We start from the raw sequence: 23,281 nt of genomic DNA on the forward strand, positions 1-23,281 counted from the left end.
GTGATGGCCTAGCGGCTGCGCGTCGCCGCCGCCGTCTCGCGCAGCGTGACCCGCCCCTGCGCGTCCACGCTTTCCAGCCGCACGTCGAAGCCCCAGAGCCGCGCCACGTGCTTGAGCACCTCGGGCGTGCCCTCGTGCAGCGGCAGGCCGTTGCGCTGCACATGGCGCAGCGTGAGCGAGCGGTCGCCGCGCAGGTCGACGTTCCAGACCTGGATGTCCGGTTCGCGGCTGCCGATGTCGTACTGGCGCGAGAGCGATTCGCGCAGCGCCTGGTAGCCGCTGTCGTCGTGGATCGCCGAGATCTCGAGTTCGGGCTCGGCCGCATGGTCGCGCACCGCGAACAGCCGGAAGTCGCGCATGGTCTTGGGGCTCAGGAACTGGCCGACGAAGCTCTCGTCCTTGTAGTTGCGCATCGCATGGTCGAGCGTCGTGACCCAGTCGGTGCCGGCGTAGTCGGGGAACCAGCGCCGGTCCTCCTCGGTCGGCTTCTCGCAGATGCGGCGCAGCTCGGTGAACATCGCGAAGCCCAGCGCATAGGGGTTGATGCCGCTGTAGGCGCGGTGGCCCACGGGCGGCTGGTAGACCACGCTGGTGTGGGAGCGCAGCCACTCGATCATGAAGCCGTCGGCGAGCTGGCCCTTGTCGTATAGGGTGTTGAGCAGCGTGTAGTGCCAGAAGGTGGCCCAGCCCTCGTTCATCACCTGCGTCTGGCGCTGCGGATAGAAGTACTGCGCGACCTTGCGCACGATGCGCACCACCTCGCGCTGCCAGGGTTCGAGCAGGGCCGCGTTCTTCTCGATGAAGTACAGCAGGTTCTCCTGCGGCTCGGCCGGGAAGCGGCGCGCGGCGTCGACGTCGGTCGCGGTCTCGATGCGGCGCGGCAGGGTGCGCCAGAGGTCGTTGACCTGCTGCTGCAGGTGGTGCTCGCGCTCGGCGCGCTGGCTGATCTCCTGCGCCAGCGAGCGCTTCTGCGGCCGGCGGTAGCGGTCGACGCCGTAGTTCATCAGCGCATGGCAGGAATCGAGCAGTTCTTCCACCGCATCGATGCCGTGGCGTTCTTCGCACTCGCTGATGTAGTTCCGCGCATAGACCAGGTAGTCGATGATCGAGGACGCGTCGGTCCACATCCGGAACAGGTAGTTGCCCTTGAAGAAGCTGTTGTGGCCGTAGGCCGCATGGGCGATCACCAGTGCCTGCATCGCCATGGTGTTCTCTTCCATGAGGTACGCGATGCAGGGGTCGGAGTTGATCACGATCTCGTAGGCCAGCCCCATGTGGCCGCGGCGGTAGTTCTTCTCGGTCGCGATGAACTGCTTGCCGTAGGACCAGTGGCGGTAGATCACCGGCATGCCGACGCTGGCGTAGGCGTCCATCATCTGCTCGGCCGTGATGATCTCCAGCTGGATCGGGTAGGTGTCGAGCTTGAAGGACTCGGCGGTGCGCCGGATCTCCTGGTGGTAGGTCTCGATCAGCTCGAAGGTCCAGTCGGACGGGCTGGGCAGCACGGCCTTGGCGCCCGCCGGGTGCAGCAGCTCGGTCATGCGGGCACTCCTTCCTTCTTGAACAGGTCGCGGAACACCGGATAGATGTCCTGCGCGCTGGCCACCTTGCGCATCGCGAAGTTGGGGCGGATGCCCACCAGCTGCGAGTATTCCTGCCAGAGGTTCTGCTCGGCATCGGCCACCTGCACGTAGGCGTAGTAGCGCGACATCGGCAGGATCGATTCGTCCAGCAGCTGGCGGCAGCGGCCGCTGTCCTGGTGCCAGTTGTCGCCGTCGCTGGCCTGGGCGCCGTAGATGTTCCATTCGGCGCTGGAATAGCGCGACTTGATGATCTCGTCCATCAGCACCAGCACGCTCGACACCACGGTGCCGCCGGTCTCGGTGGCGTGGAAGAACTCTTCCTCGCTGACTTCCTGCGCCTGCGTGTGGTGGCGCAGGAAGACCAGGTCGATCTTCTCGTAGTGGCGCGTGAGGAACAGGTAGAGCAGCATGAAGAAACGCTTGGACATGTCCTTGCGCGCCTCGTCCATCGAGCCCGAGACGTCCATCAGGCAGAACATCACGGCCTTGGCGCTGGGCACCGGCACGCGCACCCGGTTGCGGTAGCGCAGGTCGATGGGGTCGATGTAGGGCACGTGCTTGGCGGTGCGGCGCAGCTCGGCGATCGCCTCCTCGAGCGCGCGGATGCGTTCGAGCGCCGAGGGCAGCTCCGAGCCCGGCTCGAGCTTGAGCCGCAGCAGCTCGGCCTCCATGCGGTGCAGCTCGATGCGGCTCTCGCCGCCCAGCGCGATGCGCCGGGCCAGCGCGCCGCGCATCGAGCGCACCACGTGCAGGCTGCTCGGATTGCCGTCGCTCTTGAAGCCCGCGCGGTGGCTCTTCCATTCGGGCACCTCGGTGAGCTGGGTGCGCACCAGGTGGGGCAGGGCGAGGTCCTCGAAGAAGACCTGCATGAACTCCTCGCGCGTCAGGCTGAAGACGAAATCGTCCTCGCCTTCGCCGCCGTCGCCGGCTTCGCCCTGGCCCGTGCCCCCGCCGCTCCCGCCCGGCGGCCGCGCGATGCGGTCGCCCTTGAGGTATTCCTGGTTGCCCGGGTGCACATGCTCGCGGTTGCCGCCGGCCCCGTGCCCGAACACCGGCTCGGACACGTCGCGCTTGGGCAGCGTGATGTCCTCGCCGCGCTCGAGATCGCGGATGTTGCGGCCACTGATTGCGCGCCGCACCGCGTCGCGGATCTGGCCCCGGTAGCGCCGGAGAAAGCGCTCGCGATTGCCGATCGACTTGTTCTTGCCGGACAAGCGTCGATCGATGATCTGTTGCAGCATGGCCAAGGTGTCAAACCTCCGCGCCGGAGCGCGTCATGGAACTCTGAAACTCAGGAACTCTTGCGAACCCGCAGGTACCACTCGCACAGCAGGCGCACCTGCTTGGACGTGTAGCCCTTCTCCACCATGCGCGCGACGAAGTCCTGGTGCTTCTTCTGTTCGTCGGCGCTGCTCTTGGCGTTGAAGCTGATGACCGGCAGCAGCTCCTCGGTGTTGGAGAACATCTTCTTCTCGATCACCGTGCGCAGCTTCTCGTAGCTGGTCCAGGCCGGATTGCGGCCCGCGTTGCCGGCCCGCGCGCGCAGCACGAAGTTGACGATCTCGTTGCGGAAGTCCTTGGGGTTCGAGATGCCCGCGGGCTTCTCGATCTTCTCCAGCTCGCCGTTGAGCGAGACCCGATCGAACACCTCGCCGGTGTCGACGTCGCGGTACTCCTGGTCCTGGATCCAGTAGTCGGCGTAGGTCACGTAGCGGTCGAAGATGTTCTGGCCGTACTCGCTGTAGCTCTCGAGGTAGGCGGTCTGGATCTCCTTGCCGATGAATTCGGCATAGCGCGCGGCCAGGTGCTCCTTGATGTAGGCCAGGTACTTCTGCTCGGTCTCCGGCGGGAACTGTTCGCGCTCGATCTGCTGTTCGAGCACGTACATCAGGTGCACCGGGTTGGCCGCCACCTCGCTGCTGTCGAAGTTGAAGACCTTGGAAATGATCTTGAAGGCGAAGCGCGTCGACACGCCGCTCATGCCCTCGTCGACGCCCGCGTAGTCGCGGTACTCCTGCAGCGACTTGGCCTTCGGGTCGGTGTCCTTGAGGCTGTCGCCGTCGTAGACCAGCGACTTGCTGAAGATGCTCGAGTTCTCCGGCTCCTTGAGCCGCGTGAGCACCGAGAACTGCGCCATCATGCGCAAGGTGCCGGGAGCGCAGGGTGCCTCGGCCAGCGAGGAGGTGCGCACCAGCTTCTCGTAGATCTTGATCTCTTCGGAGACGCGCAGGCAGTAGGGCACCTTGACGATGTAGATCCGGTCGAGGAAGGCCTCGTTGTTCTTGTTGTTGCGGAAGGCCTTCCATTCGCTTTCGTTGCTGTGCGCCAGCACGATGCCGTCGAAGGGGATGGCGCCGAAGCCCTCGGTGCCCTTGAAGTTGCTTTCCTGCGTGGCGGTCAGCAGCGGATGCAGCACCTTGATCGGCGCCTTGAACATCTCGACAAACTCCAGCAGGCCCTGGTTCGCGAGGCACAGGCCGCCCGAGTAGGAGTAGGCGTCGGGGTCGTCCTGGGCGTAGGTCTCGAGCTTGCGGATGTCGATCTTGCCGACCAGCGAGGAGATGTCCTGGTTGTTCTCGTCGCCGGGCTCGGTCTTGGCCACCGCGATCTGGCGCAGCACCGACGGGTAGCGCTTGACCACCTGGAACTTGCGGATGTCGCCGCCGAATTCCTCGAGCCGCTTGACGGCCCAGGGCGAGAGGATGCGCTGCAGGTAGCGGCGCGGGATGCCGAATTCCTTTTCGAGGATTTCACCGTCCTCGGCCGGGTCGAACAGGCCCAGCGGTGATTCGTTCACCGGCGATCCCTTGATCGCATAGAAGGGCACCTGCTCCATCAATTGCTTGAGACGCTCCGCGATGGAGCTCTTGCCGCCGCCCACCGGGCCCAGCAGATAGAGGATCTGCTTCTTTTCCTCGAGGCCCTGGGCCGCGTGGCGGAAATAGGACACCACCTGCTCGATGGCGTCCTCCATGCCGTAGAACTCCTTGAACGCCGGGTAGAGCTTGATCACCTTGTTGGCGAAGATGCGCGAGAGCCGGGGGTCGTTGCGCGTGTCCACGAGTTCGGGGGCGCCGATGGCTTGGAGCATGCGCTCGGCAGCGGTGGCATAGGCCACCGGCTCGCGCTTGCAGAGGTCAAGGTACTCCTGCAGCGAGAGGACCTCTTCTCGCGTGCGGTCGTAGCGGGCGGCAAAGTTGCTGATCACATCCATGGACACACCTCCATCGAGTCAATGAGGCCGAAGCCCCGGACCTGCAGCAGCCCACGCATCGCAACACTCGCATTCAGGTGCTTGGCGCTGGGCTGCATGCCCTGCAAAAAACTCCCTATTCCAACTGCTGAATCAGCATAAAGCAAAGAACGCTTCTGCGAGTGCTTATTCGTTCAGAACAACAGCCTCTGTTTAAAGTTCCTACTGATGCATGAACGATTCAACATCCCCATGCGTGCACATACGCGTCCAGTTTTATTTTGGATCTGCCGATCTTGACGCAAAAAAAAGCGGCCCGCAGGCCGCTCTTTCGTAGTCCATCCGCCGACCGCGATCAGCTGAAGAATTCCTTGGCCTTGTCGAACCAGCCCTTGTCGGTCGGGCTGTGCTTGTTGCCGCCTTTCTTGAGCGACTCGTCGAGCTCCTTGACCAGCTTGCGCTGGTGCTCGGTGAGCTTGACCGGTGTCTCGACGCGCACGTGGCAGTACAGGTCGCCCGGGTAGCTGCCGCGCACGCCCTTAATGCCTTTGCCGCGCAGCCGGAACTGCTTGCCGCTCTGCGTGCCTTCGGGGATGTCGATAGCGGCCGCGCCCTTGAGCGTCGGCACGTTGATCTCGCCGCCCAGCGCCGCGGTCGTCATGGCCACCGGCACCACGCAGTGCAGGTCGTCGCCGTCGCGTTCGAACAGGTCGTGCTTCTTGAGCCGGATCTCGATGTAGAGGTCGCCCGGCGGACCGCCGTTGGTGCCGGGTTCGCCGTTGCCGGTGCTGCGGATGCGCATGCCGTCGTCGATGCCGGCCGGGATCTTCACTTCCAGCGTCTTGTTGTTCTTGATCTTGCCCTGGCCGTGGCAGGTGGCACACGGTTCGGGGATGATCTTGCCCGTGCCGTGGCACTGCGGGCAGGTCTGCTGTACGCTGAAGAAACCCTGCCGCATCTGCACCGCGCCCGCGCCGTGGCAGGTGGTGCAGGTGATGGGCTTGGTGCCGGGCTTGGCGCCCGTGCCGCTGCAGGTCGCGCAATCGTCCCAGCTGGGGATGCGGATCTGCGCGTCCTTGCCGTCGGCCGCTTCCTCCAGCGTGATCTCCATCGCGTAGCTCAGGTCGCCGCCGCGGAAGACCTGCCGTCCGCTGCCCTGGCGGCCGCCGCGCGCACCGCCGAACACGTCGCCGAAGATGTCGCCGAAGGCCTCCGCGAAGCCGCCGAAGCCTTCCGCGCCCGGGCCGCCGCGCATGTTGGGGTCGACGCCCGCATGGCCGTACTGGTCATAGGCGGCCCGCTTCTGCGGGTCCGACAGCATCTCGTACGCTTCCTTGGCGTCCTTGAACTTGGCTTCCGCATCCTTGGACGCGTCGCCCTGGTTGCGGTCGGGATGGTGCTTCATCGCCTGCTTGCGATAAGCCTTCTTGATTTCATCCTCGCTCGCGTTCTTGGGAACGCCGAGGGTTTCGTAGTAGTCGCGTTTGGTGGCCATGGTGCGGGTCGTGCGGGTCGTCGGGGGCGGTAGCTGGAAACGGAAAAGGCTGGATCACCCGTCGGGGGGTGATCCAGCCTCGGGAAGCGCTGCGGGATCAGCCCTTCTTGACTTCCTTGACCTCGGCGTCGACCACGTTGTCGTCCGCCGGGGCGCTGGCTGCCGCTTCAGGGCCGCCGGCCGCGCCGCCAGCCGCACCGGCTGCGGCCTGCGCGTCGGCGTACATCTTCTCGCCCAGCTTCTGGCTCGCGCTCATCAGCGTGTTGGTCTTGTCCTCGATGGCCGCCTTGTCGTCGGTCTTCAGGGCTTCCTCGACGTCCTTGATGGCGGCCTCGATCTTTTCCTTCTCGCCGGCGTCCAGGGTCTCGCCGTGCTCGCCCAGCGACTTCTTCACGCTGTGCACCATGGCTTCGCCCTGGTTGCGGGCCTGCGCCAGCTCGACCTTCTTCTTGTCGTCGGCCGCGTTCAGTTCGGCGTCCTTGACCATCTTCTGGATCTCGTCTTCCGACAGGCCCGAGTTCGCCTTGATGGTGATCTTGTTTTCCTTGCCGGTGCCCTTGTCCTTGGCGCCCACGTGCAGGATGCCGTTGGCGTCGATGTCGAAGCTCACCTCGATCTGCGGCGTGCCGCGCGCGGCCGGCGGGATGCCTTCGAGGTTGAACTCGCCCAGCGCCTTGTTGCCCGAGGCGATCTCGCGTTCACCCTGGAACACCTTGATGGTCACGGCCGGCTGGTTGTCCTCGGCGGTCGAGAAGGTCTGCGCGAACTTGGTCGGGATGGTCGTGTTCTTCACGATCATCTTGGTCATCACGCCGCCCATGGTCTCGATGCCCAGCGACAGCGGGGTCACGTCGAGCAGCAGCACGTCCTTGCGGTCGCCCGAGAGCACCTGGCCCTGGATGGCGGCGCCGACGGCCACGGCCTCGTCGGGGTTCACGTCCTTGCGCGGTTCCTTGCCGAAGAACTCCTTGACCTTCTCCTGCACCTTGGGCATGCGGGTCATGCCGCCGACCAGGATCACGTCGTTGATGTCCGACACGCTCACGCCGGCATCCTTGATGGCGGTGCGGCAGGGCGCGATGGTGCGCTCGACCAGCTCTTCGACCAGGCTTTCCAGCTTGGCGCGGCTGAGCTTGATGTTCAGGTGCTTCGGGCCCGAGGCGTCGGCCGTCACGTAGGGCAGGTTGATGTCGGTGGCGGCGCCGTTCGACAGCTCGATCTTGGCCTTCTCGGCGGCTTCCTTGAGGCGCTGCAGGGCCAGCACGTCCTTGCCCAGGTCGACGCCCTGTTCCTTCTTGAACTCGGAAATGATGTAGTCGATGATGCGCTGGTCGAAGTCTTCGCCGCCCAGGAAGGTGTCGCCGTTGGTCGACAGCACTTCGAACTGCTTCTCGCCGTCGACGTCCGCGATCTCGATGATCGACACGTCGAAGGTGCCGCCGCCCAGGTCGTACACGGCGATCTTGCGATCGGCCTTGTCCTGCTTGTCCAGGCCGAAGGCCAGGGCCGCGGCGGTGGGTTCGTTGATGATGCGCTTGACGTCCAGGCCGGCGATGCGGCCGGCGTCCTTGGTGGCCTGGCGCTGGCTGTCGTTGAAGTACGCGGGCACCGTGATCACGGCCTCGGTCACCGGCTCGCCCAGGTAGTCCTCGGCGGTCTTCTTCATCTTGCGCAGGATCTCGGCGCTGACCTGCTGGGGCGCGAGCTTCTTGCCGCGCACCTCGACCCAGGCGTCGCCGTTGTCGGCCTTGGAGATGGTGTAGGGCATCAGGTCGATGTCCTTCTGCACTTCCTTCTCTTCGAACTTGCGGCCGATCAGGCGCTTGACGGCGTAGATCGTGTTGCGCGGGTTCGTCACCGCCTGGCGCTTGGCCGCGGCGCCGACCAGGACTTCACCGTCTTCCTGGTAGGCGACGATCGATGGCGTGGTGCGTGCACCTTCCGAGTTCTCGATCACGCGGGTCGTGTTGCCCTCCATGATCGAGACGCACGAGTTGGTGGTGCCAAGGTCGATACCGATGATTCTGCCCATGATGTGAATGCTCCTGAATGCTGGAATTGAGTTGTTGTGAACGTGTGGATAACCCGGCGCTATTCAAGGGATGACGCGGGGATTTCCTGTGGGTTTCCTGGGGGCGGTCAGCCCGCGGCGCTGACCGTGACCAGCGCGGGGCGCAGCACGCGCTCGGCGATGGTGTAGCCCTTCTGCAGCACGCCCACGATGGTGTTGGGTTCCTGGCCGGGCGTCGGCACGACCGAGATGGCCTGGTGCTGGTGCGGATCGAACCTGCTGCCCGCGGCGGGGGCGATCTCGATCACCTTGTGGCGCTCGAGCGCGCTCTTGAGCTGGCGCAGCGTGGCTTCGGCGCCTTCGCGGATCTGCTCGGGCGTCACGTCCTGGATCGCCAGGCCGGCCTCGAGGCTGTCGGTGACCGGCAGCAGGCTCTCGGCGAAGGCCTCGACCGCGAACTTGCGCGCCTTGGTGATCTCCTCGTCGGCGCGGCGGCGTGCGTTCTGCACGTCGGCCTGCGCGCGCAGGTACTGGTCGGCCAGCTCCGCGTTCTTCGCCTGCAAGGTCGCCAGCTCGGCCTGGGCCGCGACCAGCGCGTCCTGTGCATCGGCTTCGTTGGCGAATTGCGCTGCTTCGAGTTCTTCGGGGCTGGGTGCGCCTTGCAGCGTTTGCGGGTTCATTTCGGGGTTTTGTGGATCTGACATGCTCAAAAACCGTTGGAACGGACGTGAAAGAAACGATTCCGGGCCAATTGGGGCCGCCGGAAGGGTTTTTCAAGACAAAAAAATGCGGCTTCATCAAGCCGCTGGCAGGAAACACTGAATTCCCCTGACCACCCCAGTCCGTACGGTCCCGCCCAGGCAAGGCGCACGCAGTGCGCGAGCCCGCAGAACCCCAGGACTACCGCGGAACCGGCTTCGCCGGGCCGCCGGTAGTGCCCCCGGAGGGGGGAAGGGCGAAGCGACACGAAGTGCGCAAAGCCCCTCGGGGGGGAGCCATCAGTGCGCGTCGAGCAGCTCGACGTCGAACTTCAGCGTCGCGTTCGGCGGGATCACGCCGCCGGCGCCGCGGGCACCGTAGCCCAGGGCCGCGGGGATGATCAGCGTGCGCTGGCCGCCGATCTTCATGCCGGCCACGCCTTCGTCCCAGCCCTTGATGACCTGGCCGGCGCCCAGCGAGAAGGCGAACGGATCGCCACGGTCGCGGCTGGAGTCGAACTTGGCGCCCTGCACGCCGTCGTTGTAGAGCCAGCCGGTGTAGTGCACATGCACGTGCTGGCCGGCCTTGGCTTCGCTGCCGTCGCCGACGACGGTGTCTTCGTATTGCAGGCCGGAGGGAGTGGTGGGCATGGGCGTTCCTTATCGAGGATGAAAACGGGTTGGAAGAAAGGCGGGGAGTTTAACGACCGGGCGTGTCCCTGCCCGCAGGACGTGATGCCGTCGCGGCGCGACGAGGCTCAAACAGAGGGAAAGGGGGGCCCGGGCGGCGTCGGTGCCGGCGTCACCGCCGCGGCCTTCTTCGCCTGCCCGGCCTGCCACTTGCCCGCGAAGGCCTGCAGGTCCGACAGCCGCCGCAGCAGGTCCTGGCCGCTCAGCGTCAGGCTGTAGCCGTCGCCGCCGTGGATCACGAGGCCGGCCTCGCGCAGTTCCTTGATGCGGGTGTTGAGCGTGTTGGGCGTGATGCCGCCCACGCTGTCCTGCAGCAGCCTGAAGGTCTGCGCATGGCCGTCCCGCAACGCCCAGAGCACGCGCAAGGCATAGCGGGCCTCCAGCAGCGCGAGCAACTGGTTGACGGCTGCGTTTTCCTTGGAACTCATCGGTGTCGTGGCGGGGAGGGCGGCAAGGCGCGAAGGGGCCGGCGACTATAGCGCAGAAGCGGTTTTGCTACTGCTTTCGTAGCTGAACTTCGCCGCTGCGTGCGGCTTCGCGCGGGGGCGGCTCATGGCCGGGGCTGCCGCGCCATGACTTCGCCCAGCCGCACCGGAGCGCCCGGCGCCCAGTCCGGGTTGAAGGCCAGGTCGGGCGAGGGGAACAGCATCACCACCGTCGAACCGAGCAGGAAACGGCCCATTTCCTCACCCTGGCGCAGCACGATCTGCTGCTGGTCGTCGTAGCGCCATTCGCGCACCGCGCCGCCGCGCGGCGGGTTGATCACGCCATGCCAGACGGTCGCCATGCTGCCGACGATGGTCGCGCCCACCAGCACCAGCACGAAGGGGCCGTGCGGGCCGTCGAACACGCACACCGTGCGCTCGTTGCGCGCGAACAGCCCCGGCACGCCGCGCGCGGTGGTCGGATTGACCGAGAACAGGTCGCCCGGCACGTAGATCATGCGGCGCAGCCGGCCGTCGCAGGGCATGTGGATGCGGTGGTAGTCGCGCGGGCTCAGGTAGAGCGTGGCGAAGCTGCCGTGCGCGAACTGCGCGGCCAGCGCCGCGTCGCCGCCGACCAGCGCGGCGGCGGTGCAGTGGTGGCCCTTGGCCTGGAACAGCTGGCCGTCGGCGACCGGGCCGAACTGGCTGATCGCGCCGTCCACCGGCGACACCAGGTCGGCCTGCGCGATCGGCCGCGCGCCCGGCTTGAGCGCGCGCGTGAAGAAGTCGTTGAAGCTCGCGTAGCTCGCGATGTCGCTGTCGAGCGCCTCCGCCATGTTCACGTCGTACTTCGCCACGAAGCGCCGGATGATCCAGGTGGTGACGGCGCCGCGCTCCTTGCCGGCGACCCAGCCGGCGAAGGAAGTCAGAGCCTGCTTGGGCAGGACGTATTGGGGGAGGACGGAGAGGCGATCGGACACGTGGGGTGGGCAGAAGCGGAAGCGGCAGGACCGGGCATTCTAGGAAGCTTGCGGCCCGGCGCGCCTATCGATTGCCCGGGGCTGGTGTGGCGACCGGGCGTTCTCAGGGCGCGAGCCGTTCGCGCAGCCAGCCGCCGCCGGCTTCGTCGGCACGGTAGCGCAGCCGGTCGTGCAGCCGGCTCTTGCGGCCCTGCCAGAACTCCCAGCGCTCGGGCACCAGCCGGTAGCCGCCCCAGTGCGGCGGGCGCGGCGGCGACAGCAGGTGGCGGGCGGCGGCCAGGGCCGCGTTCTTCACCAGCACGTCGCGGCCGCTGATCACCTCGCTCTGCGGGCTGGCCCAGGCGCCCAGGCGCGAATCGAGCGGGCGGCTGGCGAAATAGGCGTCGCTCTCGGCGTCGTCGGTCTTTTGCACCCGGCCCTCGATGCGCACCACGCGCTCGAGCTCGACCCAGTGGAACTGCAGCGCGGCATAGGGGTTGCCGCCCAGCTCCTGGCCCTTGCGGCTCTGGTAGTTGGTGAACCAGACGATGCCGCGCGCGTCGTAGCCCTTGATCAGCACGATGCGCGTGGAGGGCCGCAGGTCGCTGCCGACCGTGGCCAGCGTCATGGCGTTGGGCTCGGGCACCTGGGCCTCGATGGCTTCGCCGAGCCAGCGTTCGAATTGCTGCAGCGGGTCGGCCGCGCTGCGGACTTCGTCGAGTTCGGCGCGCTCGTAGCTCTTGCGCAGCGCGGCGAGGGAATCGTTGGGAGAGGTCATGACGCGATTGTCGACGCGCGGGATACTTCGCGCATGAACCCCATCGCCTTGCCCACCGTGATCGTGCTGGCCTCCGGCCGCGGCGACCGCTTTCGTGCCTCGGGCGGCACGGTGCACAAGCTGGCGGCGCTGCTCGGCGGACGGCCGTTGCTGGAGCACAGCCTGGCCGCGGTGCGCGCGAGCGGGCTGCCCTGGCATCTGGAAGACGCCGGCCATCCGGGCATGGGCGATTCGATCGCCGCGGCGGTGCGCGCGACGGCCGACGCCGGTGGCTGGCTGATCCTGCCGGCCGACCTGCCGCTGGTGCGGCCCGACACGCTGCGGCGCGTGGCGGCCGCGCTGGCCGAGGGCGCGGCGGCGGTGCAGCCCAGCCATGCGGGCCGGCGCGGGCACCCGGTGGCCTTCGGCGCCGCTTCGCGCGAGGCGCTGCTGCAGCGCACGGGCGAAGTGGGCGCGGCGCCGGTGCTCCAGGCGCTGCGCGCGCGCGGCGAGGTGCGCGAACTGGCGCTCGATGACGTCGGCATCGTGACCGACGTCGACACCCTGGCCGACCTGGCGGCGGCCGAGGCGCTCTGGCGGGAACTCAGCCCTTCGAGATGACCGCGCAGGCGATGCGCGGGCCGGAGTTGCCGGCCGGCTGGGTCGTGTAGTCGTCGCGGTCGCGGTGCACCACCAGCGCGCGGCCCAGCACGTTGTTGGCGGCGCCGTCGGTCAGCGAGATCGAATGGTCGTCGACACGGAAGCGCGCCACGCCGCTGGCGTCGGCCATCAGGCTGGGCAGTTCGCCCGCATGGCTGCCGGGCGCGGCGAACTTGCCGTGGATGCCGCCGGCCGGGTTGAAGTGGCCGCCCGAGGCGTTGCCGTTGTCCCCGCAGTCGCCCTTTTCGTGGATGTGGAAGCCATGCTCGCTGTTGGGCGCCAGGCCGCGCACCTCGCCGGCCACGCGCACGCCGTGGTCGAGCGGGGTGAAGGTCACTTTGCCGATGGTCGGGTTGGGCGAAATCGCCGCGGTGGGCGCGAGCTCGGCGACGGCGCCGGGGCTGCCCATGCTGGCGCAGCCGGGCAGTGCGGCGAGGGCCAGTGCGGCGAGGGCCGCGGAAGGAAGACGGAAGCTCATGGTTTCTCCTGGGAAGTGTCTGGGGCGCCATCGGGCGCGGATGTCATGGTGTATAGCGGACTCGGGCCGTCCTGACCATCGGCCCGCGCCGACAGTTCGGCCTCGGCCAGTCGCAACAAGCGGGCCAGCGCCCGGTCGTGGATGGCGTGTCGTTGCAATTCCTGCAGCGTCTGGCGCGCATAGTCCAGCGAACTGCCGTAGCGGCCGGTGGCGCTGCGGAAAATCTGGCGGTAGCGTTCCTCGCTGAGTTCGCCGGTGAAGTTGGGGCTGCGGCGCGACAGCGTGAAGGCCAGCGCGCGCACCGGTCCGCCGGGCGTGATGCAGTCGAGCCAGCGCGGGTCGTAGACGCCGGTGGGCATCTCGCGCAGCCAGAGCTGGCCCAGCGTCTCGAGCCCGACCGCGGCCGGCACCCGGAACACCATGCCGCGGCAGCTGCCGCCCGACAGCAGCCCGAACACCAGGCCCGGGTTCTGCAGCGAGCCGCGGTTGACCCGGCTCCACATCTTGAGCGCCCGGTGCCAGCCGTGCACCCGCGCCGGCCGGCGCTCGCTGAAGTCGAAGTCGGGGCGCCAGATCAGCGAGCCGTAGCCGAACAGCCAGAGGTCCTGCTGGCCTCCCCATTCGGCGATGGTGCGCTCGAGCATCGGCCGCGGATCGCGCACCGGTTTCAGCGCCGGGTCGAGGCCCGGCAGGCCGGTGTCGCCGGCGGGCGGGGGCGGCGGCGGCGGGGCACCTACAATTTCAGGGTCATGGATCACGAACCCATTATTTACCGGCCTCTTTCCTTCGGAGAACATCGCATGTCATCCAGCAGCGACGACGACAGCCAGCAGCGCTTCGCCCTCGGTTTCCTTTTTGCCTTGATTGCGCTGGTGGTCTTCACCGTCGTGGGGGTGTCGGTCTTCAATTACGGCATGGGCGGCGCGACGCCGCCCACCGCGCAGGACAGCGGCCTGCCCGTGACCCAGGTCGAGCCGGCGGAGGCCCCGGCGCCCGTGCCGGCCCCGGGCAGCACCGTGACCACCGAGACCGTGACCGTCGTCGTGCCCGAAGGCGCGAGCATCCAGGTGGTGGGTGGCGTGGTGAACTTCTACTTCGCCACCGGCAGCGCCGACCTGGCCCCGGGCGCGGCCGAGGCGCTGGCCGTGGTGATCAAGGGCATCGAGGGCGGCCGCAAGGCCGTGATCTCGGGCTTCCACGACACCACCGGCGACGCCAAGGTCAACGAAGAGCTGGCCAAGCTGCGCGCGCAGACCGTGCGCGACGTGCTGGTGGGCCTGGGCGTCCCCGCCGACAAGGTCGACCTGCAGAAACCCGTGGTCGGCACCGGCTCGGGCAACAACGCCGAGGCGCGCCGCGTCGAGGTCAAGCTGCTGGACTGATCCCCCGCAGCCTCATGAAGAAGCCCGGCACGACCGGGCTTTTTTCATGGGCTTTCAGGTGCTGCCGCGCACCACGAGTTCATAAGCCAGTTCGACGCAGCCGGGCTGCGGCAGCGTGCCGCGCATCAGGCCCAGCAGCATCTCGGCGCCGGCACGGCCGACCTCGCTGCGCGGCGTGCGCATGGTGGTCAGCGGCGGCACCATCTGGTCGCTGCCGGCCAGGTCGTTGAAGCCGGCGATGGCGACGCGTCCGGGCACCGGCACCTGCAGGCGGTTGGCCGCCAGCAGCCCGCCCTGCGCGATGTCGTCGTTGCAGAAGAAGATGGCATCGATGTCGGGCATGCGCTGCAGCATCTCCTCGAACAGGCGCGCGCCCAGCGCGATCGACGAGCGCTCCGGGCTCAGCATCTCGAGCCGCGCGTCGTAGAGGCCGGCTTCGCGCAGGCAGCGGCGGTAGCCCTCGGCGCGCTGCATCACGCGCGGATCGAGCTGGGCGCCGCAGAAGGCGATGCGCCGGTGCCCGCGCTCCAGCAGGTGGCGCGTGACGGCCGCACCCGCGTCCACCTGCGAGAAGCCCACGCAGGCCACGCCGGGCGCGCGGCTGGTTTCCATCAGGTGCACGCAGGGCACGCCGCTGTGGGCGATCAGCTGGCGCGCCGTCTCGCTGCGGTCGAAGCCGGTCACCAGCAGGCCTGCGGGGCGATGGGGCAGGTAGGTGCGCAGCAGCAGCTCTTCCTCGGCGCTGTCGTAGTGCGTCACGCCGATGAAGGGCTGGTAGCCCTCCGGGAAGAGGGTGCGGTGCACGGCTTCGAGCAGGTCCACGAACAGCGTGTTCGACAGCATCGGCACCAGCACCAGCACCTGGCTGCTGCGCTGCGAGGCCAGCGCGCGGGCGGCGGGGTCGGGCACGTAGCCCAGGCGCTCGGCCGCTTCGCGCACCCGCAGGGTCAGGGCCGGGTCGACGCTGCGCTCGCCGCGCAGCGCGCGCGAGACGGTGATCGGGCTGACGGCCGCGGCGCGCGCCACGTCGTCGAGGGTGATGCGGCCACTGGAGCGGCGAGGGCGGCGGGTCGCGTCGGTCAAGGGTTAATCCGGAGAAAAGTGGCGCCCATTGTTCTATAGGATAGCGCTATCCTTCAGAGGGTTAACAAGTAGTCGCGCCTGCCGAAAAGCTGCGCATGGACTTCTTTCCTCTGAAAATGAGCTTGAAGAAGGCAAGGATTGCCATGGCCTGGACCGCTGTCCGGGCCTTTTTTTGATTTCCATGGATAGCGCTATCTCACAATTTCAACCACAGGCCATCGTGGTCATGGGCGTGTCCGGCTGCGGCAAGTCGAGCGTCGGCGAGGCCTGCGCGCAGGCGCTGGGCTGGACGCTGCACGAGGGCGACGCGTACCACGCGCCGGAGAGCGTGGCCAAGATGCGCGCCGGCACGCCGCTGACCGACGCCGACCGCGCGGGTTGGCTCGAGCGCCTGGCCGGGCTGCTGGCCTCGCCGCCCGAGGGCGCGGGCCGGGTGCTGACCTGTTCGGCGCTGCGCCGCCGCTACCGCGACCGGCTGCGCCAGGCCGCGCCCCGCCTGGGCTTCGTGTTTCTCGCGCTGGACTACGACGCGGCCCTGGCGCGCGTGCAGACGCGTGCCGGCCATTTCTTCTCGCCGGCGCTGGTCTCGAACCAGTTCGCCACGCTCGAGTCGCCCGAAGGCGAGCCCGGGGTGCTGGTGCTGGACGCCACCCGACCCGTGCCCGAACTGGTCGCGGCCGTCGTGGCCTGGGCCGCCCCTTCTTCTTCTTCTTCAACCGCAGGGCCCGACAGCGCGCCCGGAGACATCGCATGAGCCATTCCCCCTCCGCGCCGCCCGCGCGTCCCAAGCCGGTGCTCCAGCGCCTGGCCGAACTCTTCATGGTCGTGGCGCTGGCCGGCATGGTCGTCGCGGTCTTCGTGAACGTCGTGCTGCGCTACGTGTTCGCCACCAGCATCGTGTCGTACGAGGAAATCTCGCGCCTGCTGTTCGTCTGGCTGGTGGCCGTCGGCACCATCGTGGCGGCCTTCGAGGGCAAGCACCTGGGCTTCGACATGGTGACCTCGCGCCTCAAGGGCGGCTCGCGCAAGGCGCTGTTCTGGCTGAGCCAGCTGCTGGTGGCCGCCTGCATGGTGCTGCTGCTCAAGGGCGCGTGGACGCAGGTGATCGCCGGCATGGAAAGCTACAGCACCGTGCTGGGCTATCCGCTGGCGCTCGGTGCCGCGGCCACGCTGGTGCTGGCGGCCGGCCTGCTGGTGGCGCTGGTGTTCGACCTGGTGCGCGGCGAGCCGCCGGCGCCGTCGGGCGCCGCGGGCGAGATCGAGTGAGGACGGCCCGATGATCGTCACCGCCATCTTCCTGTTCGTGCTCATCGGCGGCATGGTGATCGGCATGCCGATCGCCCACTCGCTGGTGCTGACCGGTGTCGCCCTCATGTGGCACCTGGACTTCTTCGACGCGCAGCTGCTCGCGCAGAACCTGCAGGCCGGCTTCGACAACTTCCCGTTGCTGGCCGTGCCCTTCTTCATCCTGGCCGGCGAACTGATGAACGCGGGCGGCCTGTCGCGCCGCATCATCGACCTGGCGCGCGCCTTCGTCGGCCACATCCCCGGCGGCCTGGGCTTCGTCGCCATCGGCGCCGCGGTGCTGCTGGCCTCGATGAGCGGCTCGGCCATCGCCGACACCGCCGCGCTCGCGACCATCCTGCTGCCGATGATGCGCGAGCAGAAGTACCCGGCCAGCTACAGCGCGGGCCTGCTGGCCTCGGGCGGCATCATCGCGCCGATCATCCCGCCGTCGATGCCCTTCGTGATCTACGGCGTGACCACCAACACCTCGATCAGCAAGCTGTTCCTGGCCGGCGTGTTCCCCGGCCTGATGATGGGCCTGTTCCTGATCGCCGCCTGGTGGTGGATCGCGCGCAAGCACAAGCTGCCGGCGATGACGCGCGTGGCCTGGGGCGCGCGCATGAAGGCGCTGCTGCACAGCTTCTGGGCCATGATGATGCCGGTCATCATCCTGGGCGGCCTCAAGGGAGGCATCTTCACGCCCACCGAGGCCGCGGTGGTGGCGGCGGTCTATGCGCTGATCGTCTCGATGTTCGTCTACCGCGAGCTGAGCTGGGCCGACCTCTACCAGGTCTTCCTCAACGCCGGCAAGACCACCTCGGTGGTGATGTTCCTGTGCGGCGCCGCGACCGTGACCGCCTACATGATCACGCTGGCCGACCTGCCCAACATGCTGGCCGACAGCTTCTCGGGCGTGATGGGCAACCCCGTCGTGTTCATGGCGCTGATGATGCTGTTCCTGCTGGTGGTCGGCACCGCGATGGACCTGACGCCCACCATCCTGATCTTCGGCCCGGTGTGCGCGCCGCTGGCGGTGAAGGCCGGCATCGACCCGGTGTACTTCGGCTTCATGTTCATCTACGTGGGCTGCATCGGCCTGATCACGCCGCCCGTGGGCACGGTGCAGAACGTGGTGGCCGGCGTCGGCCGGCTGCGCATGGAAACCGTGATCAAGGGCACCACGCCCTTCCTGCTGATGTACGTGCTGCTGGTCGTGCTCTTCGTGCTGTTCCCCTCGCTCATCACCGCGCCGCTGGCCTGGATGCACTGACGGCGGCCCGCGCGCCATTCCTTTTCCTTTTCCCTTTCGATACTCAGGAGACTTCCCAATGCGCATCCGTTTCGCTCTCGTCGGCCTCGTGGCCGCACTCGCTGCCGCCGGCGCGGTCCAGGCCCAGGACTTCAAGCCGCGCATCGTGCGCTTCGGCTATGGCCTGGTGGACAACTCCAACCAGGGCCGCGCGGTGCGCCTGTTCGCCCAGGAGGTCGAGAAGGCCACCGGCGGCAAGATGAAGGTGCGCGGCATCGGCAACGCCTCGCTGGGCTCCGACACCCAGATGCAGCAGGCGCTGATCGGCGGCGCGCAGGAGATGATGGTCGGCTCGACCGCCACGCTCGTGGGCATCGTGCCCGAGATGGCCGTCTGGGACACACCCTTCCTGTTCGGCAACGTGAAGGAAGCCGACGCCGTGCTCGACGGCCCGGTGGGCGAGAAGGTCAAGGCCAAGCTCGAGCCCAAGGGCATGGTCGGCCTGGTCTATTGGGAGAACGGCTTCCGCAACCTGACCAACAGCAAGCGCCCGGTCCAGAAGCTGGAAGACATGGGTGACATCAAGCTGCGCGTGATGCAGAACAACGTGTTCCTCGACAGCTTCAAGGCGCTGGGTGCCAACGCCGTGCCGCTGCCCTTCTCGGAACTCTTCACGGCCCTCGAGACGCGCGCGGTCGACGGCCAGGAGAACCCGTTCAACACCGTGGTGTCGAGCAAGTTCTACGAAGTGCAGAAGTACCTGACCGTCACCAACCACGTCTACAGCCCCTGGATCGTCACGGTCAGCAAGAAGTGGTGGGACACGCTGAGCCCGGCCGAGAAGAAGGTGCTGCAAGACGCCGCGCTGAAGAGCCGCGACTTCGAGCGCAAGGACACGCGCGAGGAGGCCACCCAGGCGCTGGCCGAGCTCAAGTCCAAGGGCATGCAGGTCAACGAACTGCCCGCCGCCGAGGCCAACCGCATGCGCGAGAAGCTCGTCAGCGTGAACGGCGGCATCGCCAAGTCGGTGGGCCAGGAGACCTGGGACGCGGTCAACGCGGCCGTCGCGCAGGTGCGCGGCAAGTAAGCGCCATCCCCTTGGGCGAAGGAGGTCTCGCACCCCCTTCGCCTGCATCGCGCCATCTGCGGGGTTTACCATGAGGCCCCAGCCAGCCGGCGCATCCACAGCCCCAGCATGCCACTCCACGACACCGTCCAAGCCGTCACCCGACGCATCCGCGAACGCAGCGCGCCCACCCGCGCCGCCTACCTCGAACAGATCGAAGCCTACGGCGAGCGCGACCGCGGCTCCGACCGCATGGGCTGCGCCAACGTGGCCCATGCGGTGGCCGGCGTGCCCGCCAACGACAAGCTGCGCATCGTGGCCGAGCGCCGGCCCAACATCGGCATCGTCACCGCCTACAACGACATGCTCTCGGCGCACGCGCCGTTCCAGGGCTACCCCGACATCATCAAGCACGAGGCCCGCCGCCTCGGCGCCACCGCGCAGGTCGCGGGCGGCGTGCCGGCCATGTGCGACGGCGTGACCCAGGGCACGCCCGGCATGGAACTGAGCCTGTTCAGCCGCGACGTGATCGCGATGGGCACCGCGGTCGCGCTCACGCACGACATGTTCGACGCCGCGCTGATGCTCGGCGTGTGCGACAAGATCGTGCCCGGCCTGCTGATCGGCGCGCTGCACTTCGGCCACCTGCCGACCGTGTTCGTGCCGGCCGGTCCGATGCCCTCGGGCCTGTCGAATAACGACAAGGCCAAGGTGCGCGAGAAGGCGGCCCAGGGCCTGGTCGGCCGCCAGGGCCTGATGGACGCCGAGATGGCGGCCTACCACGCGCCCGGCACCTGCACCTTCTACGGCACCGCCAACAGCAACCAGATGCTGCTCGAGGCCATGGGCCTGCACGTGCCCGGCACGGCCTTCATCCAGCCCGGCGACGCGATGCGCGAGGCGCTCACGCGCGAGGCGGTGCGCACGGTGCTGGGCAAGGCTTCGTCCGAGGCCTTCGCCTGCCCGCCGATCGGCCGGCTGGTCGACGAGCGCGCGATCGTCAACGCGATGGCGGCGCTGCTGGCCACCGGCGGCTCGACCAACCACCTGATCCACTGGGTGGCGGTGGCGCGCGCGGCCGGCATCGTGATCGACTGGAACGATTTCTCCGAACTCTCCGACGTGGTGCCGCTGCTCACGCGGGTCTATCCCAACGGCAGCGCCGACGTCAACGCCTTCCAGGAAGCGGGCGGCCCGGGCTACGTGATCGGCGAGCTCGTCGGCGCGGGCCTGATGCACGCCGACGTGCTGACCGTGCGCGCGGGCGGCATCGCCGAATTCGCCAACATCCCGAGCATGGCGGGCGAGCCCTCGGCCGAGGGCGTGCTGCACTGGCACGCGGCGGCCCCGTCGAAGAACGAGGCGGTGGCGCGGCCGGTGTCGGCGCCCTTCAGCCCCACCGGCGGGCTCAAGCTGCTCAAGGGCAACCTCGGGCGCAGCGTCATCAAGGTGTCCTCGGTGCCCGACGACCGCCATGTGATCGAGGCGCCGGCGCGCGTCTTCGATTCGCAGGCCGCGCTGCAGAAGGCCTTCACCGCCGGCGAGCTCGACCGCGACGTGGTCTGCGTGGTGCGCTGGCAGGGTCCGCAGGCCAACGGCATGCCCGAACTGCACAAGCTCACGCCGCCGCTGTCGGTGCTGCAGGGCAAGGGCTTCCGCGTGGCCCTGGTCACCGACGGCCGCATGAGCGGCGCCTCGGGCAAGGTGCCCGCGGCCATCCACGTCTCGCCCGAAGCCGCGGCCGGCGGCCCGCTGGCCAAGGTACGCGACGGCGACGTGATCCGTCTCGACGGCGTGGAAGGCACGCTGGCCGTGCTGGTGCCGCAGGACGAATGGGCGGCGCGCGAGAATGTGCCGATGCCCGAGGCGCAGCGCCTGGCCGACGGCCGCGGCCTGGGCCGCGAGCTGTTTGCCGGCATGCGGCGCAACGCATTGACAGCCGAAGAGGGCGCCTGCTCGTGGCTTTGAGCGGCACCCTGAATCTCTAGAACACAGCAACAGTGGAACCCTGACATGAACGAAAAACTCACCGCCCTCGACGTGATGCGCGATGCCCCGGTGATCCCGGTGATCGTGCTGCACGACGTGGCCCATGCCGTGCCGCTGGCGCGCGCGCTGGTGGCCGGCGGCATCCGCATGCTCGAAGTCACGCTGCGCACGCCGCAGGCGCTGCAGTGCATCGAAGCCATCGCGAAGGAAGTGCCCGAAGCCGTGGCCGGCGCCGGCACCATCCGCAGCGCGGCCGATGCGCAGGCCTCGGCGCTGGCGGGCGCGAAGTTCGGCGTGAGCCCGGGCTACACCCGCGCGGTGGGCAGGGCCTGCCACGACCTCGGCCTGCCGCTGCTGCCCGGCGTGGCCACCGGCAGCGAGATCATGACGGCGCAGGAAGACGGCTACCAGCAGCTCAAGTTCTTCCCCGCGATGCAGGCCGGCGGCCTGCCGATGCTCAAGGCCTGGCAAGGGCCCTTCGGCGACGTGACCTTCTGCCCCACCGGCGGCATCCACGCGGGCAACGCGGCCGAGTTCCTGGCGCTGTCGAACGTGGCCTGCGTGGGCGGCTCGTGGATCGTGCCGAACGACGCCATCCAGGCCGGCGACTGGGCGCGCATCGAGCAACTCGCGCGCGAAGCCTCGCAGCTGCAACGCTGAGGAGCCGCCATGCTGCAGAAGCCCGAAGCGGCCGAGCTCAAGGTCATCGCCTTCGATGTCTTCGGCACGGTGGTCGACTGGCACGGCGGCATCGCGGCCGAGGCCGAGCGCATGATCCCGGGCGTCGACGGCAGCGCCTTCGCGTTGGCCTGGCGCGCCGGCTACCAGCCCGCGATGCGCGGCGTGATGGCGCGCATCGCCGAAGGCGAGGGCGGCTTCACGCTGCTCGACGAGCTGCACCGCAGCATCCTCGAGACCGTGCTGCGCGACTTCAGCATCACGCACCTCGACGCGGCGCAGAAGCGCGAACTCAACTGCGCCTGGCACCGCTTGCCGGCCTGGCCCGACGCGGTGGCGGGCCTGACCCGGCTCAAGTCGAAATACATCATCTGCAGCCTGTCCAACGGCAACATCGGCCTGCTCACCGAGATGGCCAAGAACGCCGGCCTGCCCTGGGACTGCGTGCTGTCGGCCGAGGTCTTCAAGGCCTACAAGCCCGACCCGCGCACCTACCTGGGCGTGGCCGCGGTGTTCGACACCACGCCCGGCCAGGTCATGCTCGCGGCCGCGCACCACGACGACCTGGCGGCCGCGCGCGCCTGCGGCCTGCGCACCGGCTACATCGAGCGCCCGTTCGAGTTCGGCCCGGGCCAGCCCAAGGACGTCTCGCCGCAGCCGGACAACACGCTGCACGCGCGCGACATCGGCGCGCTGGCCGACCTGCTGGGCTGCTGAGCCGGCAGGGCCCGTCGCCGGGATATACCTTGGTATAGCCCGGCGATACATCGGGCGCGCAATCACATCCTCCGAGCTCCTGGTTTTCCCTTGTAACGGCAGGCAAAATTCGCTTCGTCATCGAGACGAACAGACGAATCTCGACGACTCCAAAGGATCTTTCAACCATGCCCAGCGACAGTCGTCGAAGCGTGCGCCGTTGAGACCGTCCGGTCGAGCCTGAAACTACTTTTTCATGCTCGCCTGCGGCGGCCTGTTCGGCGCGTCGACAAGGTGAGATATGAACACTGCCAACACCGAACCCGCAGCCGTCGCCTTCGCGCGCCGGCGTGCCGTGCCGGGCACCCCCACCTCAGGAGGCCACCATGGATCCCGACCCTGAGGGGCGCCGCTGCGCGCCGACTGTCTTCGCACCCCATCCCATGAACTTTGCATATCCGGCGCCGGTCCGGAGGCCCGCACTCACCTGAACGCGTGAGGACGCCTCCGCGGCCGCGTGGCCGAAGGAGATCCTCATGCTGTTTCGCACCCCTCGTTTCCACGACGCACTGCAGCGCGCGCTGCGTGCCGCCATCGCCTCGCACCGCAGCGCCGTGCTGTGCGAGCTGCTCGCCGTCCATGGCCAGCGCGCCTGTGCGCTGGCGCTGGCCGATCTCTCGACGCGCGTCATCGCCGATGCGCTGTCCATGCTTTCCGTCACCGAACGCGCCGGCGTGCTGCGGCACCTGCCGCGCGATGCGCGGGCCCGGCTCGCGGCCGCCGGCGGCATCGTGCACGACACCGCGCATGCGCCGGCGGTCATGCCGCGCCTGTCGCCGTTCTCCCTTCTGGTCGGCCGACCGCAGGCCTGACCCGCGGCCCGACCTCCTTCACCCGTCCCC

At 68.2% G+C, this 23,281-nt stretch carries 23 protein-coding genes; 10 read left to right on the forward strand and 13 right to left on the reverse strand.

The genetic code is table 11. From position 1 onward, the window contains the following. Positions 1-8 precede the first annotated feature (8 nt). The 10 genes from QTI20_RS02590 to pdxH form a co-directional block, all read right to left on the reverse strand. On the reverse strand, positions 9-1,541 hold the full coding sequence (locus QTI20_RS02590) for a SpoVR family protein (protein WP_286550470.1): 1,533 nt from the start codon (positions 1,539-1,541) through the stop codon (positions 9-11). Then, positions 1,538-2,830: a YeaH/YhbH family protein gene (locus QTI20_RS02595; RefSeq protein WP_286550469.1), complete on the reverse strand. Its 1,293-nt coding sequence runs from the start codon at positions 2,828-2,830 to the stop codon at positions 1,538-1,540. Before QTI20_RS02595 ends, QTI20_RS02590 begins: the two co-directional genes overlap by 4 nt. A gap of 44 nt (positions 2,831-2,874) precedes the next feature. Beyond that, positions 2,875-4,797, reverse strand: a complete 1,923-nt coding sequence (locus tag QTI20_RS02600) for a PrkA family serine protein kinase (protein ID WP_286550468.1) — start codon at positions 4,795-4,797, stop codon at positions 2,875-2,877. A gap of 334 nt (positions 4,798-5,131) precedes the next feature. After that, the gene (dnaJ, locus tag QTI20_RS02605; protein ID WP_286550467.1) at positions 5,132-6,271 is read right to left on the reverse strand and encodes a molecular chaperone DnaJ; all 1,140 of its coding nucleotides are present in this window, start codon (positions 6,269-6,271) and stop codon (positions 5,132-5,134) included. 97 nt (positions 6,272-6,368) lie between these two features. Continuing rightward, on the reverse strand, positions 6,369-8,303 hold the full coding sequence (dnaK, locus tag QTI20_RS02610; RefSeq protein ID WP_183023141.1) for a molecular chaperone DnaK: 1,935 nt from the start codon (positions 8,301-8,303) through the stop codon (positions 6,369-6,371). 107 nt (positions 8,304-8,410) lie between these two features. Next, positions 8,411-8,986, reverse strand: coding sequence for a nucleotide exchange factor GrpE (grpE, locus tag QTI20_RS02615; protein ID WP_286550466.1), 576 nt, complete (start codon positions 8,984-8,986; stop codon positions 8,411-8,413). A gap of 294 nt (positions 8,987-9,280) precedes the next feature. Beyond that, positions 9,281-9,631, reverse strand: a complete 351-nt coding sequence (locus tag QTI20_RS02620) for an FKBP-type peptidyl-prolyl cis-trans isomerase (RefSeq protein ID WP_183023143.1) — start codon at positions 9,629-9,631, stop codon at positions 9,281-9,283. Positions 9,632-9,738: 107 nt separating this feature from the next. Further along, positions 9,739-10,098, reverse strand: a complete 360-nt coding sequence (locus tag QTI20_RS02625; protein ID WP_286550464.1) for a winged helix-turn-helix transcriptional regulator — start codon at positions 10,096-10,098, stop codon at positions 9,739-9,741. Positions 10,099-10,220: 122 nt separating this feature from the next. Continuing rightward, a complete protein-coding gene (gene asd / locus QTI20_RS02630) occupies positions 10,221-11,075 on the reverse strand; it encodes an archaetidylserine decarboxylase (protein ID WP_286550462.1) in 855 nt (284 codons plus the stop codon). A gap of 103 nt (positions 11,076-11,178) precedes the next feature. Then, positions 11,179-11,832, reverse strand: a complete 654-nt coding sequence (pdxH, locus tag QTI20_RS02635) for a pyridoxamine 5'-phosphate oxidase (RefSeq protein ID WP_286550461.1) — start codon at positions 11,830-11,832, stop codon at positions 11,179-11,181. 33 nt (positions 11,833-11,865) lie between these two features. On the opposite strand from pdxH, the gene QTI20_RS02640 reads away from it, so the two are divergent. Further along, positions 11,866-12,432, forward strand: a complete 567-nt coding sequence (locus QTI20_RS02640; RefSeq protein ID WP_286550460.1) for a nucleotidyltransferase family protein — start codon at positions 11,866-11,868, stop codon at positions 12,430-12,432. Here the strand turns inward: QTI20_RS02640 and QTI20_RS02645 are convergent. After that, entirely contained in the window at positions 12,416-12,949 is a 534-nt protein-coding gene (locus QTI20_RS02645) for a superoxide dismutase family protein (RefSeq protein ID WP_286550458.1), read from the reverse strand. The genes QTI20_RS02640 and QTI20_RS02645 overlap by 17 nt on opposite strands. After that, positions 12,946-13,593 carry a gamma-glutamylcyclotransferase gene (locus QTI20_RS02650; RefSeq protein ID WP_286551007.1) on the reverse strand — a complete coding sequence of 216 codons (648 nt, stop codon included), beginning with the start codon at positions 13,591-13,593 and terminating at the stop codon, positions 12,946-12,948. The genes QTI20_RS02645 and QTI20_RS02650 overlap by 4 nt, the downstream gene beginning before the upstream one ends. 156 nt (positions 13,594-13,749) lie before the next feature. Here QTI20_RS02650 and QTI20_RS02655 point away from each other — a divergent pair, with 156 nt between their 5' ends. Further along, positions 13,750-14,331, forward strand: a complete 582-nt coding sequence (locus QTI20_RS02655; RefSeq protein ID WP_286550456.1) for an OmpA family protein — start codon at positions 13,750-13,752, stop codon at positions 14,329-14,331. Between the two features lie 54 nt (positions 14,332-14,385). Here the strand turns inward: QTI20_RS02655 and gntR are convergent, their stop codons facing one another. Continuing rightward, complete coding sequence (gntR, locus tag QTI20_RS02660) at positions 14,386-15,414, reverse strand: HTH-type transcriptional regulator GntR (protein WP_286550454.1); 1,029 nt, start codon at positions 15,412-15,414, stop codon at positions 14,386-14,388. Positions 15,415-15,640: 226 nt separating this feature from the next. Between gntR and QTI20_RS02665 the strand changes: the two genes are divergently transcribed. The 8 genes from QTI20_RS02665 to QTI20_RS02700 all read left to right on the forward strand — a co-directional run bounded on the left by QTI20_RS02665 (position 15,641) and on the right by QTI20_RS02700 (position 23,251). Beyond that, positions 15,641-16,168, forward strand: coding sequence for a gluconokinase (locus tag QTI20_RS02665; RefSeq protein ID WP_286574136.1), 528 nt, complete (start codon positions 15,641-15,643; stop codon positions 16,166-16,168). Continuing rightward, the gene (locus tag QTI20_RS02670; RefSeq protein ID WP_286550452.1) at positions 16,165-16,680 is read left to right on the forward strand and encodes a TRAP transporter small permease; all 516 of its coding nucleotides are present in this window, start codon (positions 16,165-16,167) and stop codon (positions 16,678-16,680) included. The genes QTI20_RS02665 and QTI20_RS02670 overlap by 4 nt, the downstream gene beginning before the upstream one ends. A 10-nt stretch (positions 16,681-16,690) precedes the next feature. After that, complete coding sequence (locus tag QTI20_RS02675; protein WP_286550451.1) at positions 16,691-17,971, forward strand: TRAP transporter large permease; 1,281 nt, start codon at positions 16,691-16,693, stop codon at positions 17,969-17,971. Between the two features lie 58 nt (positions 17,972-18,029). Continuing rightward, positions 18,030-19,037 (forward strand): TRAP transporter substrate-binding protein, encoded by a 1,008-nt coding sequence (locus QTI20_RS02680; RefSeq protein ID WP_183023154.1) that lies wholly within the window; start codon positions 18,030-18,032, stop codon positions 19,035-19,037. A gap of 108 nt (positions 19,038-19,145) precedes the next feature. Beyond that, a complete protein-coding gene (gene edd, locus QTI20_RS02685) occupies positions 19,146-20,984 on the forward strand; it encodes a phosphogluconate dehydratase (protein WP_286550450.1) in 1,839 nt (612 codons plus the stop codon). Between the two features lie 45 nt (positions 20,985-21,029). Continuing rightward, the gene (gene eda, locus QTI20_RS02690) at positions 21,030-21,665 is read left to right on the forward strand and encodes a bifunctional 4-hydroxy-2-oxoglutarate aldolase/2-dehydro-3-deoxy-phosphogluconate aldolase (RefSeq protein ID WP_286550448.1); all 636 of its coding nucleotides are present in this window, start codon (positions 21,030-21,032) and stop codon (positions 21,663-21,665) included. Between the two features lie 9 nt (positions 21,666-21,674). Beyond that, on the forward strand, positions 21,675-22,400 hold the full coding sequence (locus tag QTI20_RS02695; protein ID WP_286550446.1) for a haloacid dehalogenase type II: 726 nt from the start codon (positions 21,675-21,677) through the stop codon (positions 22,398-22,400). Between the two features lie 515 nt (positions 22,401-22,915). After that, positions 22,916-23,251: a hypothetical protein gene (locus QTI20_RS02700; RefSeq protein WP_286550445.1), complete on the forward strand. Its 336-nt coding sequence runs from the start codon at positions 22,916-22,918 to the stop codon at positions 23,249-23,251. The last annotated feature ends 30 nt before the right edge of the window (positions 23,252-23,281 follow it).

The organism is Variovorax sp. J2P1-31, from assembly GCF_030317215.1.
In the GTDB taxonomy this organism is placed as follows: domain Bacteria; phylum Pseudomonadota; class Gammaproteobacteria; order Burkholderiales; family Burkholderiaceae_C; genus Variovorax.

What these genes read in the sequence shown, in the direction of transcription:
- QTI20_RS02590 (WP_286550470.1), bottom strand. Translation starts at nt 1,541, where the DNA reads ATGACCGAGCTGCTGCACCCGGCGGGCGCCAAGGCCGTGCTGCCCAGC.
- QTI20_RS02600 (WP_286550468.1), bottom strand. Translation starts at nt 4,797, where the DNA reads ATGGATGTGATCAGCAACTTTGCCGCCCGCTACGACCGCACGCGAGAA.
- dnaJ (WP_286550467.1), bottom strand. Translation starts at nt 6,271, where the DNA reads ATGGCCACCAAACGCGACTACTACGAAACCCTCGGCGTTCCCAAGAAC.
- dnaK (WP_183023141.1), bottom strand. Translation starts at nt 8,303, where the DNA reads ATGGGCAGAATCATCGGTATCGACCTTGGCACCACCAACTCGTGCGTC.
- grpE (WP_286550466.1), bottom strand. Translation starts at nt 8,986, where the DNA reads ATGTCAGATCCACAAAACCCCGAAATGAACCCGCAAACGCTGCAAGGC.
- QTI20_RS02620 (WP_183023143.1), bottom strand. Translation starts at nt 9,631, where the DNA reads ATGCCCACCACTCCCTCCGGCCTGCAATACGAAGACACCGTCGTCGGC.
- QTI20_RS02625 (WP_286550464.1), bottom strand. Translation starts at nt 10,098, where the DNA reads ATGAGTTCCAAGGAAAACGCAGCCGTCAACCAGTTGCTCGCGCTGCTG.
- pdxH (WP_286550461.1), bottom strand. Translation starts at nt 11,832, where the DNA reads ATGACCTCTCCCAACGATTCCCTCGCCGCGCTGCGCAAGAGCTACGAG.
- QTI20_RS02640 (WP_286550460.1), top strand. Translation starts at nt 11,866, where the DNA reads ATGAACCCCATCGCCTTGCCCACCGTGATCGTGCTGGCCTCCGGCCGC.
- QTI20_RS02645 (WP_286550458.1), bottom strand. Translation starts at nt 12,949, where the DNA reads ATGAGCTTCCGTCTTCCTTCCGCGGCCCTCGCCGCACTGGCCCTCGCC.
- QTI20_RS02650 (WP_286551007.1), bottom strand. Translation starts at nt 13,593, where the DNA reads ATGCTCGAGCGCACCATCGCCGAATGGGGAGGCCAGCAGGACCTCTGG.
- QTI20_RS02655 (WP_286550456.1), top strand. Translation starts at nt 13,750, where the DNA reads ATGTCATCCAGCAGCGACGACGACAGCCAGCAGCGCTTCGCCCTCGGT.
- QTI20_RS02665 (WP_286574136.1), top strand. Translation starts at nt 15,641, where the DNA reads ATGGGCGTGTCCGGCTGCGGCAAGTCGAGCGTCGGCGAGGCCTGCGCG.
- QTI20_RS02670 (WP_286550452.1), top strand. Translation starts at nt 16,165, where the DNA reads ATGAGCCATTCCCCCTCCGCGCCGCCCGCGCGTCCCAAGCCGGTGCTC.
- QTI20_RS02675 (WP_286550451.1), top strand. Translation starts at nt 16,691, where the DNA reads ATGATCGTCACCGCCATCTTCCTGTTCGTGCTCATCGGCGGCATGGTG.
- QTI20_RS02680 (WP_183023154.1), top strand. Translation starts at nt 18,030, where the DNA reads ATGCGCATCCGTTTCGCTCTCGTCGGCCTCGTGGCCGCACTCGCTGCC.
- edd (WP_286550450.1), top strand. Translation starts at nt 19,146, where the DNA reads ATGCCACTCCACGACACCGTCCAAGCCGTCACCCGACGCATCCGCGAA.
- eda (WP_286550448.1), top strand. Translation starts at nt 21,030, where the DNA reads ATGAACGAAAAACTCACCGCCCTCGACGTGATGCGCGATGCCCCGGTG.
- QTI20_RS02695 (WP_286550446.1), top strand. Translation starts at nt 21,675, where the DNA reads ATGCTGCAGAAGCCCGAAGCGGCCGAGCTCAAGGTCATCGCCTTCGAT.
- QTI20_RS02700 (WP_286550445.1), top strand. Translation starts at nt 22,916, where the DNA reads ATGCTGTTTCGCACCCCTCGTTTCCACGACGCACTGCAGCGCGCGCTG.